This window comes from Neptuniibacter sp. CAU 1671 (genome assembly GCF_029222905.1).
Lineage (GTDB): Bacteria > Pseudomonadota > Gammaproteobacteria > Pseudomonadales > Balneatricaceae > Neptuniibacter.
Genome location: NZ_JARHUE010000001.1, coordinates 14,547 through 32,102 on the forward strand (window position 1 = coordinate 14,547; position 17,556 = coordinate 32,102).

At 51.6% G+C, this 17,556-nt stretch carries 17 protein-coding genes; 13 read left to right on the plus strand and 4 right to left on the minus strand.

Features of this window, described 5'->3' with window-relative positions:
• Positions 1 to 4 precede the first annotated feature (4 nt).
• Genes P2G53_RS00080 through P2G53_RS00095 form a run of 4 tightly spaced genes read left to right on the plus strand, consistent with a single transcriptional unit; the run spans position 5 to position 5,196 of the window.
• Positions 5 to 472, plus strand: coding sequence for a DUF4381 domain-containing protein (locus P2G53_RS00080; protein WP_275811919.1), 468 nt, complete (start codon positions 5 to 7; stop codon positions 470 to 472).
• A complete protein-coding gene (locus P2G53_RS00085) occupies positions 465 to 1,484 on the plus strand; it encodes a VWA domain-containing protein (protein WP_275811922.1) in 1,020 nt (339 codons plus the stop codon). Before P2G53_RS00080 ends, P2G53_RS00085 begins: the two co-directional genes overlap by 8 nt.
• The gene (locus P2G53_RS00090) at positions 1,481 to 3,481 is read left to right on the plus strand and encodes a VWA domain-containing protein (protein ID WP_275811924.1); all 2,001 of its coding nucleotides are present in this window, start codon (positions 1,481 to 1,483) and stop codon (positions 3,479 to 3,481) included. Before P2G53_RS00085 ends, P2G53_RS00090 begins: the two co-directional genes overlap by 4 nt.
• On the plus strand, positions 3,475 to 5,196 hold the full coding sequence (locus P2G53_RS00095; protein WP_275811926.1) for a BatD family protein: 1,722 nt from the start codon (positions 3,475 to 3,477) through the stop codon (positions 5,194 to 5,196). Before P2G53_RS00090 ends, P2G53_RS00095 begins: the two co-directional genes overlap by 7 nt.
• 96 nt (positions 5,197 to 5,292) lie before the next feature.
• On the opposite strand, the gene P2G53_RS00100 is transcribed toward P2G53_RS00095, so the two are convergent.
• Positions 5,293 to 5,739 (minus strand): DoxX family protein, encoded by a 447-nt coding sequence (locus tag P2G53_RS00100; RefSeq protein ID WP_275811928.1) that lies wholly within the window; start codon positions 5,737 to 5,739, stop codon positions 5,293 to 5,295.
• A 107-nt stretch (positions 5,740 to 5,846) separates the two neighbouring features.
• Between P2G53_RS00100 and P2G53_RS00105 the strand changes: the two genes are divergently transcribed.
• From P2G53_RS00105 to P2G53_RS00145, 9 genes are all read left to right on the plus strand, one after another.
• Positions 5,847 to 6,746, plus strand: a complete 900-nt coding sequence (locus P2G53_RS00105) for a LysR family transcriptional regulator (RefSeq protein ID WP_275811931.1) — start codon at positions 5,847 to 5,849, stop codon at positions 6,744 to 6,746.
• A gap of 217 nt (positions 6,747 to 6,963) precedes the next feature.
• A complete protein-coding gene (ehuB, locus tag P2G53_RS00110) occupies positions 6,964 to 7,854 on the plus strand; it encodes an ectoine/hydroxyectoine ABC transporter substrate-binding protein EhuB (RefSeq protein WP_275811933.1) in 891 nt (296 codons plus the stop codon).
• A 6-nt stretch (positions 7,855 to 7,860) separates the two neighbouring features.
• Positions 7,861 to 8,526: an ectoine/hydroxyectoine ABC transporter permease subunit EhuC gene (ehuC, locus tag P2G53_RS00115; RefSeq protein WP_275811936.1), complete on the plus strand. Its 666-nt coding sequence runs from the start codon at positions 7,861 to 7,863 to the stop codon at positions 8,524 to 8,526.
• Positions 8,519 to 9,196, plus strand: coding sequence for an ectoine/hydroxyectoine ABC transporter permease subunit EhuD (ehuD, locus tag P2G53_RS00120; RefSeq protein WP_275811940.1), 678 nt, complete (start codon positions 8,519 to 8,521; stop codon positions 9,194 to 9,196). Before ehuC ends, ehuD begins: the two co-directional genes overlap by 8 nt.
• A complete protein-coding gene (gene ehuA / locus P2G53_RS00125; protein WP_275811943.1) occupies positions 9,193 to 9,966 on the plus strand; it encodes an ectoine/hydroxyectoine ABC transporter ATP-binding protein EhuA in 774 nt (257 codons plus the stop codon). The genes ehuD and ehuA overlap by 4 nt, the downstream gene beginning before the upstream one ends.
• A 157-nt stretch (positions 9,967 to 10,123) precedes the next feature.
• Positions 10,124 to 11,572, plus strand: coding sequence for a TrkH family potassium uptake protein (locus P2G53_RS00130; RefSeq protein WP_275811947.1), 1,449 nt, complete (start codon positions 10,124 to 10,126; stop codon positions 11,570 to 11,572).
• 154 nt (positions 11,573 to 11,726) lie between these two features.
• On the plus strand, positions 11,727 to 12,143 hold the full coding sequence (locus tag P2G53_RS00135; RefSeq protein ID WP_275811950.1) for a rubrerythrin family protein: 417 nt from the start codon (positions 11,727 to 11,729) through the stop codon (positions 12,141 to 12,143).
• Positions 12,144 to 12,202: 59 nt separating this feature from the next.
• Positions 12,203 to 13,534 (plus strand): heterodisulfide reductase-related iron-sulfur binding cluster, encoded by a 1,332-nt coding sequence (locus tag P2G53_RS00140; protein WP_275811953.1) that lies wholly within the window; start codon positions 12,203 to 12,205, stop codon positions 13,532 to 13,534.
• A 12-nt stretch (positions 13,535 to 13,546) separates the two neighbouring features.
• Positions 13,547 to 14,131: a DUF3501 family protein gene (locus P2G53_RS00145; protein WP_275811956.1), complete on the plus strand. Its 585-nt coding sequence runs from the start codon at positions 13,547 to 13,549 to the stop codon at positions 14,129 to 14,131.
• Positions 14,132 to 14,184: 53 nt separating this feature from the next.
• On the opposite strand, the gene P2G53_RS00150 is transcribed toward P2G53_RS00145, so the two are convergent.
• From P2G53_RS00150 to P2G53_RS00160, 3 genes are all read right to left on the minus strand, one after another.
• Positions 14,185 to 14,808, minus strand: a complete 624-nt coding sequence (locus tag P2G53_RS00150; protein WP_275811959.1) for an OmpW family outer membrane protein — start codon at positions 14,806 to 14,808, stop codon at positions 14,185 to 14,187.
• Between the two features lie 277 nt (positions 14,809 to 15,085).
• Positions 15,086 to 15,649, minus strand: coding sequence for a hypothetical protein (locus P2G53_RS00155; protein ID WP_275811961.1), 564 nt, complete (start codon positions 15,647 to 15,649; stop codon positions 15,086 to 15,088).
• Between the two features lie 202 nt (positions 15,650 to 15,851).
• Complete coding sequence (locus P2G53_RS00160) at positions 15,852 to 17,447, minus strand: isocitrate lyase (protein WP_275811964.1); 1,596 nt, start codon at positions 17,445 to 17,447, stop codon at positions 15,852 to 15,854.
• Between the last annotated feature and the right edge of the window lie 109 nt (positions 17,448 to 17,556).

Here is a 17,556-nt window from a genome sequence, read left to right on the forward strand (position 1 = left end):
GCCGATGGATCCCACTCAGCTTCCCCTGAAAGATCTGCAGCTACCGGAAACCATCGGCCTCTGGCCACCCGCCATTGGCTGGTGGATTGTTGGGGTTTGCCTGCTGTTACTGATCGCCTACCTGATAAAACGGGTTTGGCGGATATTGCGGCATCCAAAACGTATAGCGTTGGCTGAACTCAGACTGATCCGGCAGCGTTATGCCGAGCATCAGAACTCACAACAATTGATCATTGACTGCAATCAGCTTTTGAAACGGTTTGCACTTACCCTGAATCCACGCAGAGAGGTTGCTCAGCTCAGTGGCATGGCCTGGGTGAGATTTTTGCAGGAGACAGTCAAAACTGCACCAGACGGCCTTGAACCGCTGGCCTCTGGCCCATACCAGCGTGCACCGGACATTGATGTGCCAGCGCTGCTTGCGGCGTGTGAGCAGTGGTTGCGCAGGCACAGGGGATCAGTTGATGTTTGAATTTGCCTGGCCCTGGGTGGGTTTGCTGGCGCCATTGCCTTTTTTGCTATACCGCCTGTTACAGCCGGTGAGCGTCAACCGGCAAAGCGCCTTACGTATCCCATTTATAGATCGGGTGGCCGATGCATCGGCTGTCGGCGTTGGCGGACCCGGTTTCGGTCGCTCCTGGCGCTTCTGGATACTGCTGGTGGGCTGGTTGCTGTTGTTATGTTCTGCCGCCCGTCCGCAGTGGCTGGGTGAGCCGGTGGCGCAGAATCGGGATGCCCGGGACCTGATGCTGGCAGTGGACCTGTCCGAAAGCATGATGGAAAAAGACTTTGAGTTACAGGGGCAGTTGATTAACCGGCTGGACGCAACCCGCATTGTTGCCGGTGATTTTATCGAACGTCGCAAAGAGGACCGGGTTGGTTTAATTCTGTTTGCTGATCAGGCGTATCTGCAGTCACCGTTAACCTATGATCGCAATACGGTTAAAACCTTCCTCGATGAAGCCCGGGTTGGCCTGGCAGGTAAATCCACTGCCATCGGTGATGCCATTGGTCTGGCCATTAAGCGGTTTAATCGCCTTGAAAGCGAACAGCGGGTATTAATTCTGCTGACAGACGGCACCAACAACGCGGGTGCGCTTGATCCTCTGGCGGCTGCGCAACTGGCGGCTGACTATGGTGTCAGGGTGTACACCATTGGTGTGGCGGGTGATGGTCAGCTGGCAGGCAAGATCGGCACCTTTCTGAACCGGAATATGTATCTGGATTCTCTGGTAACAACCTCCATCGATGAAAAGACCCTGATTGAGATTGCCGATAAAACCGGGGGCCGTTATTTCAGAGCACGCGATATTGAGCAGTTGGCTGAAATCTATGCGGTGCTGGATCAGTTAGAACCAATCAGCCGCAATACGGCGGTATACAGACCGGTAGAGCCGCTTTATCAATGGCCCTTGTATGGCGCTTTACTGGTTGGGTTGTTGCTGTTTGCGGCACCACTGGGTTTATCCGGGAGGCGGTTATGATGCTGACGGATTTTCATTTTCTGAATCCCTGGGGTTTGCTGCTATTTCCGCTGCTGGTGCTGGCTATTCTGCTGTTTGCCCGACGTTCAATGGCCGGTGATCACTGGCGTTCGGTTTGTGATGATGAACTGTTGCCATTACTGGAAGAGAAAACGAATACCCCAGCCAAAAAACGCTCAGGCTGGTTTATTTTGATCGCGTTGCTGCTGTCGATGGCGGTTGCCCAGCCGGTCTGGCAGCAACAGCCGCAACCGGTATTCAAGCAACCCGCGGCGGTAGTGATAGCGCTGGACCTGTCCTTGTCCATGTATGCCGCTGACCTGAAACCTAACCGGCTACAACGGGCGCGGTTCAAAATTCAGGACCTGCTGGAGAAACTCGAAGATGCTCAGGTGGCCCTGGTGGTTTATGCGGCCGAAGCCTTCAGTGTTACTCCGCTGACGGAAGATGCGGATGCCGTGGCTGGCCAGCTGGAAGCGCTTTCGCCTGAGATTATGCCAGCGCAGGGCAGCCGTGCTGACAGGGCTATTCTGATGGCAGATACACTGCTGGCGCAGGCCGGGGTTGCCCGGGGCAATATTGTAATAATCAGTGATGATGTGTCTCCCGGACAGATTGCAGCTGCAGCCACTGAGGTGCGCAGCAAAGGTCGTACCCTATCCATCCTTGCGGTGGGTACAGAAGCGGGGGCGCCTGTGTATCTGAAAGATCAGCCCCTGCATGATGCTGACGGGCAAACCATCGTTGCTCAGATGTCGTTTGCGTTGATGCAGGAAGCAGCCATGCTGGGTGGCGGGCATGCGGTTCAGATCAGTGCCGGGGATCAGGACATCAGGGCACTGTTGGCAGATATTCAGACCGGTGATCCATCCGAGGTGGTCTCGGAACAGGAAGTCCAGCGCTGGGTCGCTGAAGGGCCCTGGTTTGTACTGGCCGCATTGTTACTGCTGGCTCCGCTGTTCCGCAGGGGACTGCTGAATTTGTTACTGCCAGCACTGTTGCTAACCGCTGTGATGCAGAATGCGCCGGTCCAGGCCGCTGAAACGTCAATGCCTGCTCAACAGACTGCTATTGACCGGTTCTGGCAGTCGTTATGGCAGACCGATGACCAACGTGGTTATCAGGCCTATCAGCAGGATAATTTTTCAGCAGCGGCACAGGACTTTAAAACCCCCGACTGGAAACAGGCGGCACTCTATAAAAGCGGTGACTATGAAGCGGCTCTCAATGCACTGCCGACCCCCGAGTCTGCAGAGCAGTGGTACAACCGGGGTAACGTGCTGGCCCGCATGGGTCAGCTGGAAGATGCCCTGACAGCCTACGAAGAAGCCCTGAAACAGAAGCAAAGGTTTCCGGATGCTGAGTTTAACCGCGACTTGGTCAAGCAGGCGCTTGAGCAGCAAAAAGAGCAGGCGCAGCAAGATAAACAGGCTCAGCAGCAGGGCGGTGCTTCTCCTGATCCTTCTGAAAATGAGCAGGGCCAGGAATCTGATCAGGAAAAATCAGAGGGCGGCGGTGCAATGGATCAGAACTTCCAGCAGCAGGGTGCACAGGGTGGCAGCTCTCAGAACGGTATCGCGCAGTCAGGTGATTTCAGTAATCAGACGGAAGCGAGCCAGCAGCATGCGCGCAGCAAGGGCGCAGGTGATCAGGCAGCCTCCCGCGGTGATAACGATCAAACTGACGCGGCGGAGCAGGAGGCACAGCGTCGGGAAGCACTTAAACAGCAACTTAAAGATTCGCTTGATCAGCAGCTTGAACAGAGCAAGACCCAGGCGCAGGCTGAAGCCGCAAGTGACACTGCATCCGGACAGCAGGGTGACAATGTCCAAAATCAGACGGATCAGGCAGCTGAAACACTGGATGAAGCGGCTATGGCCCGCGAGCAGATGTTGAATCAGATTGAAGATGATCCAGCAGGCCTGTGGCGGCGAAAATTTTTATATCAGTACCGCGATCGTGCTGAGCAACATGAGATTGAGGCTAAACAATGGTGATCCTGCGGGTGTTATGGGTCTGTATTCTCCTCAGCCTGAGTGGCCAGACGCTGGCCTCTATCAGCAGTCAGGTTGACAGAAATGTGCTGGAGCAGGGTGAAAGTTTTCTGCTGGTGCTAAATATGCGTCAGGGTGATACAAGCTCGGTTGATCTGGCGCCGCTGGAAAAGGATTTCGAAATACTGGGTCGCAGCCATAAAACCACCACCAATATCCTGAACGGGGATATTCAAACCCACACTCGGCTGATTCTGACGCTGTCACCCAAACGGGCGGGCACGCTGACGGTACCGCCTTTGACCCTGAATGGCGATCAAACTGAACCGCATGAGATTGTTGTATCACCTCTGCAGCTTAAATCGGCTGTGGATGGGGGTGTTGAGCTGTTGTCCCGGCTTTCAGATGAACATCCGATGGTGCAGCAACCGATCATCTATCAGCTCAATTTAGTACTGGGTCAGCGGATTGGTAATGCCGTCTTTCAGGAACCAAAAATTACAGCGGGCAGTGCCTCGATCAAACCCTTAGGCGAGCAGCGCCAGCACCGACAGGTCATCAACGGTAATGAAGTGCTGGTGGTGGAGCAGGCCTGGCTGATAACGCCACAACAGAGCGGCAAACTCGAGATAGAGAGTGCCAAACTGGGGGCGGACATTATTCGTGCCACCAATCCCTATGGCCGTTTTAGCGATCCGCGTTCACTGCAGCGGATTCATCTGGCCGCAGACAGTTACAGCCTGGATGTTAAACCGATACCGGCTGGGTTTACCGGTCAGCAATGGTTGCCCGCTAAATCCCTCAGCATCAAAGATGAACTGAAGTCTGCTGAGTTTAAAGCCGGTGAACCTTTCACCCGGATCATTACCGTTGAGGCAACCGGCATCAGTGAAGAGCAGTTGAGCGCCCTTGTTTTGCCGGATCTGCCCGGCGTCAAACAATATGCGGCTAAACCCGTCTATCAGGTGCAGCAACAGGGCAGTGAGATTGGTGTGCGGATGACGCAGGAAGTGACCCTGATTCCAACCCGGGCCGGTTCCGTAACGCTACCTGAGATCAGATTGCCCTGGTGGAATGTAACAGCCGATGTGCAGGATGAGGCACTTCTCGAGGCCAAAACGCTGGAGGTGCTCCCCGGTGCTGTAACCTCTGATGCCATGTCAGTACCTGATCCGGTTCAGCAGGCAGTCGACACCACCAGACCTGAAACGTCGCCCTCGTTGTCTGCTCTGCCAGAGCAAACCAACGCAACACCAGTGCCAGCGAAACTAACAACGCACTGGCTTTTGATCATGCTGGTGTCATTGCTGGCGGGTGCCGGGCTTGGTGTGCTGGCCACTTTGCTTATTCTGCGTAACCGAAAACCTGTTGTAGGACAGACCATAGCGCCTGTGACTGAACCTTCAGCGGCACAGAAGCGAGAGGTTTGGAAACGGTTTGAGTCCGCCTGTCGGTCTAACCAGCCACAACCGGCAAGAGTGGCTCTGTTGCAATGGTTACAACTGAATAACCCTGCATTGATTCATCTGAACCAATATCAGTCTGAAGTAGATGCTCCACTGAAACAGGCGATTGATGAATTGAATCGGGTTTGTTTTACCGAGGTTTCAGAACAGTGGGGTGGCGTTAGTTTATTGACCCTGATTAAAGCGGACAGCAAACAATATAAGGCATCAACTGAAGGAAAGCGGGAATTAAGCCCTTTGATCCCTGCATAAGTCACTTCATAGACAAGGCATTCAGACGCATAAAAAAACCGGGAATATCCCGGTTTTTTGTCTTTGCTTGTCTATTAATGCTTTTCTGCATGTCACTTAGCTGATGCGAGCACTGATCGTTTTATCCAGAGATAGTTGACCGCCACCGCTGATCAGCAATGCTACAGAAGCGGCCAGTAGCGCCAGACCAAACTCGTAGCCGTTGTTGCTCATGAACAGTCCATTCTGAATGTGTACAGAGAAGATAGCGATCAGCATGGTAAAAGCCAGTACGGCAGATGCGGGACGTACCAGCAGACCAATCACCAGTGCCAGACCGCCAAAGAACTCCGCACTGCCCGCCAGTAAAGCCATGACATAACCGGGGGATAGGCCGATGGAATCCATCCATTGTCCTGTACCCTCAAGACCGTAGCCGCCAAAGGCGCCAAACAGTTTCTGGGCACCGTGTGCCATAAAAATAATGCCAATTGGGAGGCGCAGCGCCAGTGCGCTGTAGCTGTCGCTGGTCTGAAGCAGCGCTTTGATGCGTGAAAGAGACATTTCGAATACCTTTATTCAATATGATTGATTTATGTATCTATCATAATTACTGGATATTTTTATTTACAGCGGATAATTTTGACGCAAATGGTCAAAAAAATTGAATAATGTATTCACCTATTACACTCGATGCATTACGTACCCTTGATGCGATCAGTCGCCATGAAACCTTTGCCGGTGCAGCGGAGGAGCTGTTTCGTGTGCCCAGCGCAATCTCGTACACCATCAAAAAGCTGGAGTCAGATCTGGGGCTGGAGCTGTTTGATCGAACTCACCGCAGGGCCGTGCTGACCCCGGCAGGGCAACTGGTACTGGAGCATGGCCGAAAAATCCTGCTGGCCACTGAAGAACTTACGACCATGGCGAGACAGGCGGCATTGGGGTGGGAGATAAATATAACGCTGGGAATCGATACGCTGTTTGAGGCGGACCCTTTGTATGAGCTGATAGCTGAATTTCAGATCATGCATCCCAGTACCAGTGTTGAAGTTGTGGAAGAGGTATTAGGTGGTGGCTGGGATGCTGTGAATGCGGGTCGCTGTGATCTTTTCATAGGTGCTGAGGGACAGCCACCCGGGCCAGGTTATGAAGCACACCCCATGGGCTCCGTTGAATTTGTGATGGCGGTTGCGGCCAATCACCCTCTGGCTCAGATTGCCGGGCCGGTATCCGCTGAAGATATTCATGCCTATCCTACGGTTGTGATCGCCGACAGTTCGAGGAATCTGCCGGTCAGATCCGTAGGGCTGCTGGATGGACGTGCGCAGATCACCGTGCCCAATTTACAGAAAAAACTGGAAGTTCAGTTGAAGGGCATGGGGGTAGGCTATCTGCCACTGTTTCGGATTAAAAACCACCTTGCAGCTGGTGAACTCAAAATACTTCAATACGAGCAGGCGCGTGAGAAACACAGTTTTTCTCTGGCCTGGCGCAAACAGACCATGGGTCAGGGGCTGCAATGGTTTCTGACAAAGCTGATAGAGCACAGTGCCCGATTCATTGTTTAACCGCTTAGATCGGCTTTCAGGTTGCTGTTTCTCAGCCAATGATTTAGTTTAATGTGCTAAGTAAATTATACGTTTTTTTGAATTTCTTCTTTCTGATTGCGAGTATTTGGTTATCTTTATACTCGTAATATTCTGATAAATAAGAAATATATTCCGCAATAACTGAACTTTGTTCTTTTTCTGAAAATAAACAATTAATTCGAAATGCAAACTATTTATGAGTATTAGTCCCGTTATACCGTCACGAACCCGCTGCTTCGCTCTGTTTAACGCCGTAGTGGTAGTGGGTATCGCCTGCCTGTCATTACTGGTCGCAGCGACAGCCGCTGCTGATACGCTTGAGCGAATCAGATCGGGTGGAGCGGTCACCATTGGTGTAGCCAATGAGATTCCCTATGGTTACCTGAATGAACAGGGAGAGGTTACAGGTGAGGCGCCGGAAATTGCCAAAGTGATTCTCAATCAATTGGGGACGAATCAGATTGAGGTGGTTATCACAGAGTTTGGGGCATTGATCCCCGGTCTGAAAGCCGGGCGGTTTGATTTGATAGCAGCGGGGATGTATATCACCCCTAAACGCTGTCGGCAGATTCTGTTTTCTGATCCGACATACGCCATTGGTGAGGGGCTTCTGGTACCTGAAGGCAATCCACGTGCGCTACATGGTTACAATGATGTCAAAGCGCAAAACGTCCGACTGGGGGTGATGGCAGGCGCCGTAGAGTATGGGTATGCCCGTGAATACGGTATCGCCTTACGGAAACTGGTGACCCTGCCTGATTACCCATCGGGGGTGGCCGCGTTAAAAGCAGGGCGCATTGATGCGTTGGCAGGTACCAGCCTGACCATGGCGCAACTGGCCACTAAAGATCCGCGTGTTGAACTGGCACAACCTTTTACGCCGCTGCAGATTAAAGGCAAAACCATTCGCGGTTTTGGTGGCTTTGGCTTTCGTAAGAACGACGGGGATTTGAGAGAAGCCTTCAATCAACAACTGACGGGGTTTATCGGTTCAGCACAACACCTTTCCCTGATTGAACCTTTTGGTTTTGGTAAACATACATTGCCTGAAGGGGCGACGGCTCAGCAGCTGTGTGATGCTGACTAATCAAACATGACCTTTTATGAAATGCTGCCGCTGCTGTTGCGCGGCCTGGGTGTAACCCTGCTGATTGTGCTGCTGGCGCTGCCCATCTCGGGTCTGGTGGGGTTTCTCGCGGGGATTACACGCCTCTATGCAGGCTGGTTTCTGCGCTCTGTTGTAGTGGTTTACATCGAGTTTTTCCGGGGTACGTCCGTCCTGATCCAGCTCTACTGGATCTATTTCGTTTTGCCCTTTCTTGGAGTGTCACTCTCCGCCGTCAGTGCCGGGGTTCTGGCGATAGGTCTGAATATCGGTGCCTATGTGGCAGAGGTGGTGCGTGGTGCTCTGCTGACAGTGCCCCAGGGCCAGTCCGATGCGGCTGTGGCGCTCAATTTTTCTGCCTGGCAACGTCTGCGCTACATTCTGTTGCCACAAGCGCTGGCGAATATGTTGCCCAGCCTCGGTAACCTGTCCATTGAACTGCTGAAAGCAACATCACTGGTGTCACTGATTACGGTGGCAGATCTGACCTATCAGGCAAAAGCCCTGGCTGATCTCACGCTCCAGGTCGGGCTTATTTTTGGTACGGTGCTGTTGATCTATTTTTTTCTGGCTCAGCTGCTGGCGGCCCTGTTCCGCGCTCTGGAAAAACGGGTAGGCCGTGGCCTGAAACGGGGAGGTCTGCAGGGTGGATGAGCTTTACTGGGATTGGGGGTTTGCGCTTGAAGTCCTGCCGGTGCTGCTGCAGGGTGCCAAGGTAACATTGCTGGCAACCTTGCTGGGCAGTCTGCTGGCGTTGGTTGTCGGTGTTGTGCTGGCGCTGCTCCGTCGCAGCCGGTTGCATTTTCTCCGCTGGACAGCGCGCGGGGTGATTGAGTTTATCCGCAGTACCCCGTTGCTGATTCAAATCTTCTTTATCTATTACATTACACCGGAAATAGGCATTAACCTGTCGCCACTGGCAACCGGTGTTCTGGCGCTTGGGCTGCATTATGGCTGTTATCTGGCTGAGGTATTTCGTGCCGGTATTGAAGGCGTTGATCATGGTCAGTGGGAAGCCGCCCGTGCCCTGAATCTGTCGCGTTTTCATACTTACTTTGACGTGGTGTTTCCCCAGGCGTTACGTGCGGCACTGCCAGCAACCGGTAATTATGTGATCGCCATGTTCAAGGAAACCCCGCAACTCTCTGCAATTACTTTATTGGAGATGATGCAGCTGGCGAAAATCATTGGTTCTGAAAACTTTCGCTACCTTGAGCCACTCACGCTGGTTGGTGTGCTCTATCTCGTCTTCAGCCTGATTGCTGCAATCGCGGTTCTGCTGCTTGAGCGTAAATTTCCACCCGAGGGGTTCAGGTTAAGATGAAACAACCCAAAATTCGTTTCCAGGATGTGTCTAAATTTTTTGGCGATCAGCCTCTCTTTGACGGTTTTAATCTGGATATTACGGAGCAGGAGATTGTTACCCTGATCGGCCCCAGTGGTTCAGGAAAAAGCACCTTGCTTAGAATGCTGATGACACTGGAAACCATTGATGGCGGAGAGATATTCATTGATGGAGAGCCGTTATGGCACTGTGAACGTCGCAGCAAAACTGTTAAAGCAGATGAAAAGCACCTGCGTCAGATGCGCGCTAAGTTGGGGATGGTATTTCAGCATTTTAATCTGTTCCCGCACATGAGTGTGTTGCGCAATATTGCTGAAGCGCCCATCAGAGTTCTGGGCAAATCCCGTGAGCAGGCATATAACGATGCAGCCTGCCTGCTTGAGCAGGTTGGGCTGGCGGATAAAGCGGATGCCTTTCCTGCAGATTTATCGGGTGGGCAGAAACAGCGTGTCGGTATTGCCCGGACACTCGCGATGCAACCCTCGGTACTGCTGCTGGATGAGATCACCTCAGCCCTTGATCCAGAACTTGTGGATGAGGTGCTGGATGTTATCCGGCAACTGGCTGCAACCCAGCGCTATACCATGTTGCTGGTCACCCATGAGATGTATTTCGCCCGGGAAATCAGTGATCGGGTCTGTTTTCTTGATCAGGGCAGGATTGTCGAAGAGGGCAGACCGGAGCAGCTTTTCTCTCAGCCACAATCACCCAGAACGCAGTCATTTTTAGCCTCTTTTTTACGAAGCTGAGTATTTGGGCTGAACATCTCCCTGAGCTTGTGTTTTAATTTGTTAAATTACAAATGCTTGGCACTTTGAGTTGAAACCTTAATTGACCGGTTCTTGGTTTAGTTAGACTGGACTAAAGCGAAGAAAACGTGCCCGTGTGGTGTGAGAAGCAACACTCATGTTGAAGCTGTTCAAGCCAGTGTTTTATGTCTGCGGCCTGCTGTCCCTTATGATGGCCGCAATGCTGTTATTGCCAACCACCCTTGGCTGGTTTCATCAGGACAGTGAGACCCATGCGTTTCTGGTATCTGCCGGCATCTCATTTATCGCCGGTGTTTTTCTGATTGCCGCGTTTCGACCCCGTAAATTCTCGCTCGGACCAAGACAGCTATATCTTCTCACCTGTTGCAGTTGGGCCCTGCTTTCGGTGATTGGTGCCTTGCCGCTGATCTTTGGACATGACCATATCCGCTTTACCGATGCTGTGTTTGAATCGGTCTCCGGTATCACAACGACCGGTTCAACCATTTTGACAGGGCTTGAATATATGCCTCACAGCCTATTGCTGTGGCGTGCTCTGTTGCAGTGGATCGGCGGTCTGGGAGTGATTGGGATGGCCGTCTCGATCCTGCCGTTCCTCCACGTGGGCGGTATGCGGCTGTTCCAGACGGAATCCTCTGACTGGTCTGATAAATCGTTGCCGCGTCTGGCAGATCTGGCCCGCTCGCTGTTTCTGGTTTACATGCTGATTACCACGGGCTGTATCCTGGGATACTGGATAAATGGTATGAATCTGTTTGATGCCATCAGTCATGCGTTGACCACCGTATCTACCGGCGGATTTGCTACAGATGATCGCTCGATGGGGCGTTTTGGCCCGGCGATTCTCTGGGTTTCAGTGCTGTTTATGCTGCTGGGTGCGCTGCCGTTTGTGATGTTTATCCGGCTGCTAACCCAGCCCTCGCTCAAAGTTTTTCTTGATCAGCAGGTTAGGGGATTTCTCCTGATTGTGGCAGTGCTGACTCTGATTATGACGCTGTACCTTATCGGTCAGGATATTTATGGTCCGTTTGAAGCGCTGACGCAGGCGGCTTTTAATATTGTTTCTGTTATCACTACCACCGGATTCGCGTCCACGGACTACACCCTCTGGGGTGGTTTCAGTCTGGCGTTTTTCTTCTTTGTTACCTTTATTGGCGGCTGCTCCGGCTCTACCAGTGGTGGCATGAAGGTGTTTCGATTTCAGCTGTCGTTTATGTTTCTGATCCGTCAGATCAAACTTCTGGTGCACCCACGCGGCATATTTTCGATCCGCTATAACGGCAAGGAAGTTGAAGATGACATTATTTTTTCCGCGGTGGCATTCAGCTTTCTGTTTTTTATGGTGCTGGTTTTCACCACCATGGTGCTGGCCCTGACCGGTCTGGATTTTGTCACCAGCATTACCGGTGCCGCCACAGCCCTGACCAATGTAGGGCCGGGTCTGGGCGATATTATCGGCCCGGCCGGTAACTTTGCCCCCTTATCGGATACCGCCAAATGGGTGTTGAGTTTTGCAATGTTGCTGGGCCGTCTTGAACTGCTAAGCATCATGGTGCTGTTCTCAGGTGTGTTCTGGCGCGGCTGATAGCTTTTAGCTACCACTGCCATATAGATTATCTATTTCTCTATCTGCATTTCATAACCAAAGCTTTTTACAGGCACTTAAACTGTGCAGGTTTTGCTGTACCCGGTGCCTGACAGAGCTTGACGTCTCGATAACAATAATCAGGAGCAGAGTCATGGATTTGAAAGGCAGTAAAACAGAGCAACACCTGAAGGATGCATTTGCAGGTGAATCACAGGCTAACCGTCGTTATCTCTACTTTGCCAACAAAGCAGATGTAGAGGGCTATCCCGATATTGCAGCACTTTTCCGTTCTACCGCTGAAGGTGAAACCGGCCATGCGCATGGTCATCTTGAGTACCTTGAGCAATGTGGCGATCCAGCCACAGGTCTCCCTTTTGGACCAACCGGGGATAACCTGAAATCAGCTGTGGCCGGTGAAACCCACGAATACACTGATATGTATCCGGGCATGGCCAAGGATGCACGTGATGAAGGGTTTGACGAGATTGCTGACTGGTTTGAAACCCTGGCCAAGGCAGAACGCTCACACGCCAACCGTTACCAGAGAGCGCTTACCGAAATGGAATGATTGTTTGGCTCAGCCCACACGGCTGAGCCAGAGTGTCCATAGCAGAACAGGAGGCCCTTATGGCGTCTGGAGAAGGCAATCTGGAAGCGCCAACCCGACATCCGATCGATTGGCAGAACGAAGAATATTATGACGAAGCCAGTTTGTTCGGTGAACTTGAGCGCGTCTTCGATCTGTGCCACGGCTGCCGACGTTGTGTCAGCCTGTGTGAATCCTTTCCGACCCTGTTTGATCTGGTGGATGAATCCGACACCTTTGAAGTGGACGGCGTGGCAAAAGAGGACTACTGGAAAGTGGTGGATCACTGCTACCTTTGTGACCTCTGCTACATGACCAAGTGCCCGTATACACCACCTCATCCATGGAATATCGACTTTCCACACTTAATGCTGCGGGCGAAAGCCGTCAAATTTGAACAGGGCAGGGTTAAGACCCGGGATAAAATACTCACCAGTACTGATGCAGTGGGCAAACTGGCAACCATTCCGCTGGTGAATCTTGCTGTGAATGCAGTGAACGCAGCAAAACCAACCCGTAAACTGCTTGAGTCGGTTTTGGAAGTAGATGCGGATGCTGCACTGCCGACCTATCAAACGCCAACCGCCAGAAAACGATTACAAGCATCTGAAGAGTACCTGGCAACGGTCACTGCTGTCGGCGGTACCACAGGGCGGGTGGTACTGTTCACCACCTGCTACGGCAATTACAACGAACCGACACTGGTGGAAGATTTGGCTGCTGTGTTGCGACATAACGATATTGAAGTCACGCTGGCGGTGCGTGAACAGTGCTGTGGCATGCCCAAGCTAGAGCTGGGAGACCTAAAGGCAGTACAGGCAGCTAAAGAGAACAATATTGCCACGCTCCATCGGTATGTCTCAGATGGCTGGGATATCATCAGCCCGGTACCTTCATGCAACCTGATGTTCAAACAGGAACTGCCGCTGATGTTCCCGGATGATGAACAGGTCAGGGCAGTGGCTACCGCTGTTTTTGATCCGTTTGAATATCTGGTCCTGCGTCACAAACAGGGCGCTTTCAAAACCGATTTTAAAAACACACTGGGTAAAGTGGCCTATCAGGCGGCCTGCCATCAGCGGGTGCAGAATATCGGCCGCAAAACCCAGGAAATTCTCAGCCTGATACCGGAGACAGAGGTCCAGACCATAGAGCGATGCTCCGGTCATGACGGCACCTATGCGGTCAAAAAAGAGACCCACGCCAGTGCGATGAAGATCGTTAAACCCGTGGCTAATCAGGTGAAACGGATTGGACCTGATTACCACGGCAGCGATTGCCCAATGGCTGGCCACCATATCGCCAATGCTCTCGGCGGTGAGCAGTCGACTTCGCATCCTGTTTCTTTGCTGAGACGGGCTTATGGTATTTAGAGGAGCAGAAAGATGCTGACACGTGCAGATCTATACAGCCTTGAAGAGTACGCGCAGATTCGTCCAGAGTTCCGGCGCAAAGTCATTGCGCATAAAGCCAACCGTCGTTTACCACTGGGTGAGCATGCTGCCCTGTATTTTGAGTCGGCGTTAACCATGCAGTATCAGGTGCAGGAGATGCTGCGCATAGAACGCATCTTTGAACAGGCGGGTATTCAGGAAGAGCTGGATGTTTATAACCCTCTGATTCCGGACGGTAACAACTGGAAAGCGACGTTTATGCTGGAGTTTCCGGATGAACATGAGCGACGCATAGCGCTGCGGCGTTTAGTGGGGATAGAGCAAAAACTGTTTTTACAGATTGCCGATACGGCCCCTGTTTACCCCATCTACAACGAAGATCTGGACCGCTCTACGGAGGATAAAACCGCCGCAGTTCACTTTATGCGGTTTGAACTTAGTCCAGTACAGATTATGGCGTTGCAGAACGGGGCCGAACTGCGTGCTGTGATCGATCATCCGGCATATCAGGTGGATCTGAAAGTGCCGGATCCAGTCCGGCAGGCGCTCTTGGCTGACCTGCAGCCGGTGAACTGAAACCAACAAAAAAGCCGCATTAAATGCGGCTTTTTAAGGTATTTAACTCTGGATCAGAATTTGTAACCAACAGAGATCATGTAAACGGTCGGGTCGATTTCAACTTTACCGATTTTAGTGCCATCCAGTTTTACATCGGTTTCCATATCCACTTTCCAGACAGCGGCGTTCAGCAACCAGTTATCATTCAGCGCAACATCGATACCAGCCTGAACAGCAACTCCAATAGAGTCCTCGAGTTTCAGCTTGCTACCTGCCAGTGCACCGGTGGCTTCCTCAGAAAAGAAAGTGGTGTAGTTGATGCCTGCGCCCACATATGGCTGAACTTTAGAGCCAGAACCCATTGGGAACCACTGCACAGACAGGGTTGGTGGCAGGTGTTTGGTTTTACCAATCTGACCCAGTACGCCAGAGTTAATCTCGTGGTTAAACGGTGTAGATGCCAGCAACTCGATGCCCACTGTATCGGTCAACATATAGGTGCCGGTGATACCAATAGAGGTATCATTGCTCACATCCAGATCCAGTGCGCCACCTAGTACTTTGTCAGACGTAGATGTATTCGCATTTGCAGCACCCACACGTACGACAATATCGCCTGCTTCATAAGCCATTGCAGGTGCAGCCGCAACCAGTGCAGAACCCATTACAACCGCTGTCAGTAATTTTTTACTCATAAAACGCTCCCCAACTCAGAACAACACTCAATAGATGGCGCCATTAAACGGCAAAGTGCGCTGGCGGGAATTGATCTGGCGCAATTTTGCGCCGCGAAAAACGGCTTGTTGCTGTTGTTTATTGATCTGGCTCAATAGGTGATGCGCTGCACAGAGAAATCAAAGGGAACTTTTCAGCGGCATGCGGTAGAGATAAATAAAAAAGGACGCAGATGCGTCCTTTAATAAAGATCTGGCGTGGAGATGCACTCTCTTAAAGTCAGATGTATCTGTTGGTTTATTCAGTGATCAGATGCAGATATTCGGCATCAATATTCTGGTCGATATAAGCCATACCCAGTTTGTTCAGGTAGTCCATACGATCTGCTTTCATAAGATCGATATCAGGTGCTTCATGGCCATTTGACTGGTAAACAGACGCCAGAAAGGCCATAAAGTCTTCACCTTCGCTTAGCAGCAACAGACTGGCGGCACCCACGTCGGGTTTAACCCGTGTGTTGAGTTGCTCTGGCAATTCAACTGCAAAAACAACCGGCATTTCGTTGCCTTCAATGCGCACGCTGCGGTTACGGACAGTTTGTTGCGCCCAGTAATAAGCCAGTTCTTTGCTTTGTGTGAGAAATACAGGTTCGGTCGTTTCGGTATAGCTGTTACCAATGGTAGCCATGGTTTTTTTTGCGGCAGCTTTTAGCGCCTTGTCCCCGGAACGTACCAGACCCTGCGTCTTGATTGAGTCAACCAGTGCAGAGGACGTGCCGTGATACCAGATATTGCTGCAGGTAAAACCCTGTGCAGTTAACAATGCATTAGCATCTTTTAGAAAGGCGGGTGTCTCAGTCATAGTTAAAATCACTTAATCAGTTACAGCGGGAAGCAGGTCTGAATTTTAGCGTAAAACAGTGACCAGGTGCTTACCGGGATGGGTTAGAGCGTGTACTTTCTATAAAAAAGGCGACACCTTTGCGGGCGTCGCCTTGATGTTCTAACCAGATCTGTACCCTGATTACGCTAGCGCAAAGGCAGGGTACAGAACCTGTCCAAACTTAGTTGAACTGGTTAGAGGTGTTTTTAGCACCACCAGCTTTCAGAGCCATCTCACCAGCGTAGTACTCTTTGTGGTCGTCGCCGATGTCGGAACCGGACATGTTCTGGTGCTTAACGCATGCGATACCCTGACGGATCTCTTTACGCTGAACGCCTTCAACGTAACCCAGCATGCCAGCATCACCGAAGTACTCTTTAGCCAGGTTGTCCACAGACAGTGCAGTAGTGTGGTAAGTAGGCAGAGTGATCAGGTGGTGGAATACGTTCGCTTCGCGAGCAGTATCAGCCTGGAAAGTACGTACACGAGCGTCAGCAGCTTCAGACAGTTCAGAACCGTCGTATTCAGCAGACATCAGGTTAGCACGGTCGTAAGCGGACACGTCTTTACCTTCAGCTACCCATGCATCGTAGGTCTGCTGACGGAAGTTCAGCGTCCAGTTGAAAGATGGAGAGTTGTTGTACACCAGCTTAGCGTCTGGGTGTACTTTACGAACGTCATCCATCATGGCTTTGATTTCGTGTACGGTTGGAACTGCAGTTTCGATCCACAGCAGGTCAGCACCGGCATTCAGAGCTTCGATACAGTCGAATACGCAACGCTCGTGGCCAGTACCCTGACGGAACTGGTACAGACCAGAAGGCAGGCGCTTAGGACGAACCAGCTTGCCGTTACGGCTGATCAGTACGTCACCTTCAGCAGTGTCTTCTGGAGAAACTTCTTCGCAATCCAGGAAGGAGTTGTAAACGTCACCCTGGTCGCCTGGTTCACGAACAACAGCGATCTCTTTAGTCAGACCAGCACCTTCAGAGTCGGTACGTGCAACGATAACACCGTCATCAACGCCCAGTTCCAGGAAAGCGTAACGCAGTGCGCGCAGTTTAGCGTGGAAGTCAGCGTGAGGTACGGTTACTTTACCGTCCTGGTGACCACACTGTTTCTCGTCAGCAACCTGGTTTTCGATCTGCAGACAGCAAGCACCGGCTTCGATCATCTGCTTAGCCATCAGGTAAGTCGCTTCAGCGTTACCGAAACCAGCATCGATGTCAGCTACGATTGGCACAACGTGAGTTTCGTGGTTGTCGATCTGAGCCTGGATTTCAGCTTCTTTAGCAGCATCGCCAGCTTGACGAGCAGCGTCCAGTGCACGGAACAGGCCACCCAGTTCACGCGCGTCAGCCTGACGCAGGAAGGTGTACAGTTCTTTAACCAGAGAAGCTACAGCAGTTTTTTCGTGCATAGACTGGTCTGGCAGAGGACCGAAGTCAGAACGCAGTGCAGCAACCATCCAGCCAGACAGGTACAGGTATTTACGCTCAGTAGTACCAAAGTGTTTTTTGATAGAGATCAGCTTCTGCTGACCAACAAAACCGTGCCAGCAACCCAGGGACTGAGTGTACTTAGTTTTGTCTTTGTCAAACTCAGCCATGTCACGACGCATGATGCCGGCAGTGTACTTAGCAATGTCCAAGCCTGTCTTGAATTTGTTCTGCGCGCGCATACGTGCAGCATATTCTGGATTGATAGCGTCCCAAGCAGAACCGTAAGTCGCTTTCAGGTTTGCTACCGCATCGATATCTTGTTTGATAGTAGACATGGGAAATCCCTTGGTTAATGGCTACAACAGCGCAGCCTGTTGAATTAAATCGATGTCGATTCTAGTGTGGTATGTGGCATAATTGAAATAAATGATGTTTATTTCTAAT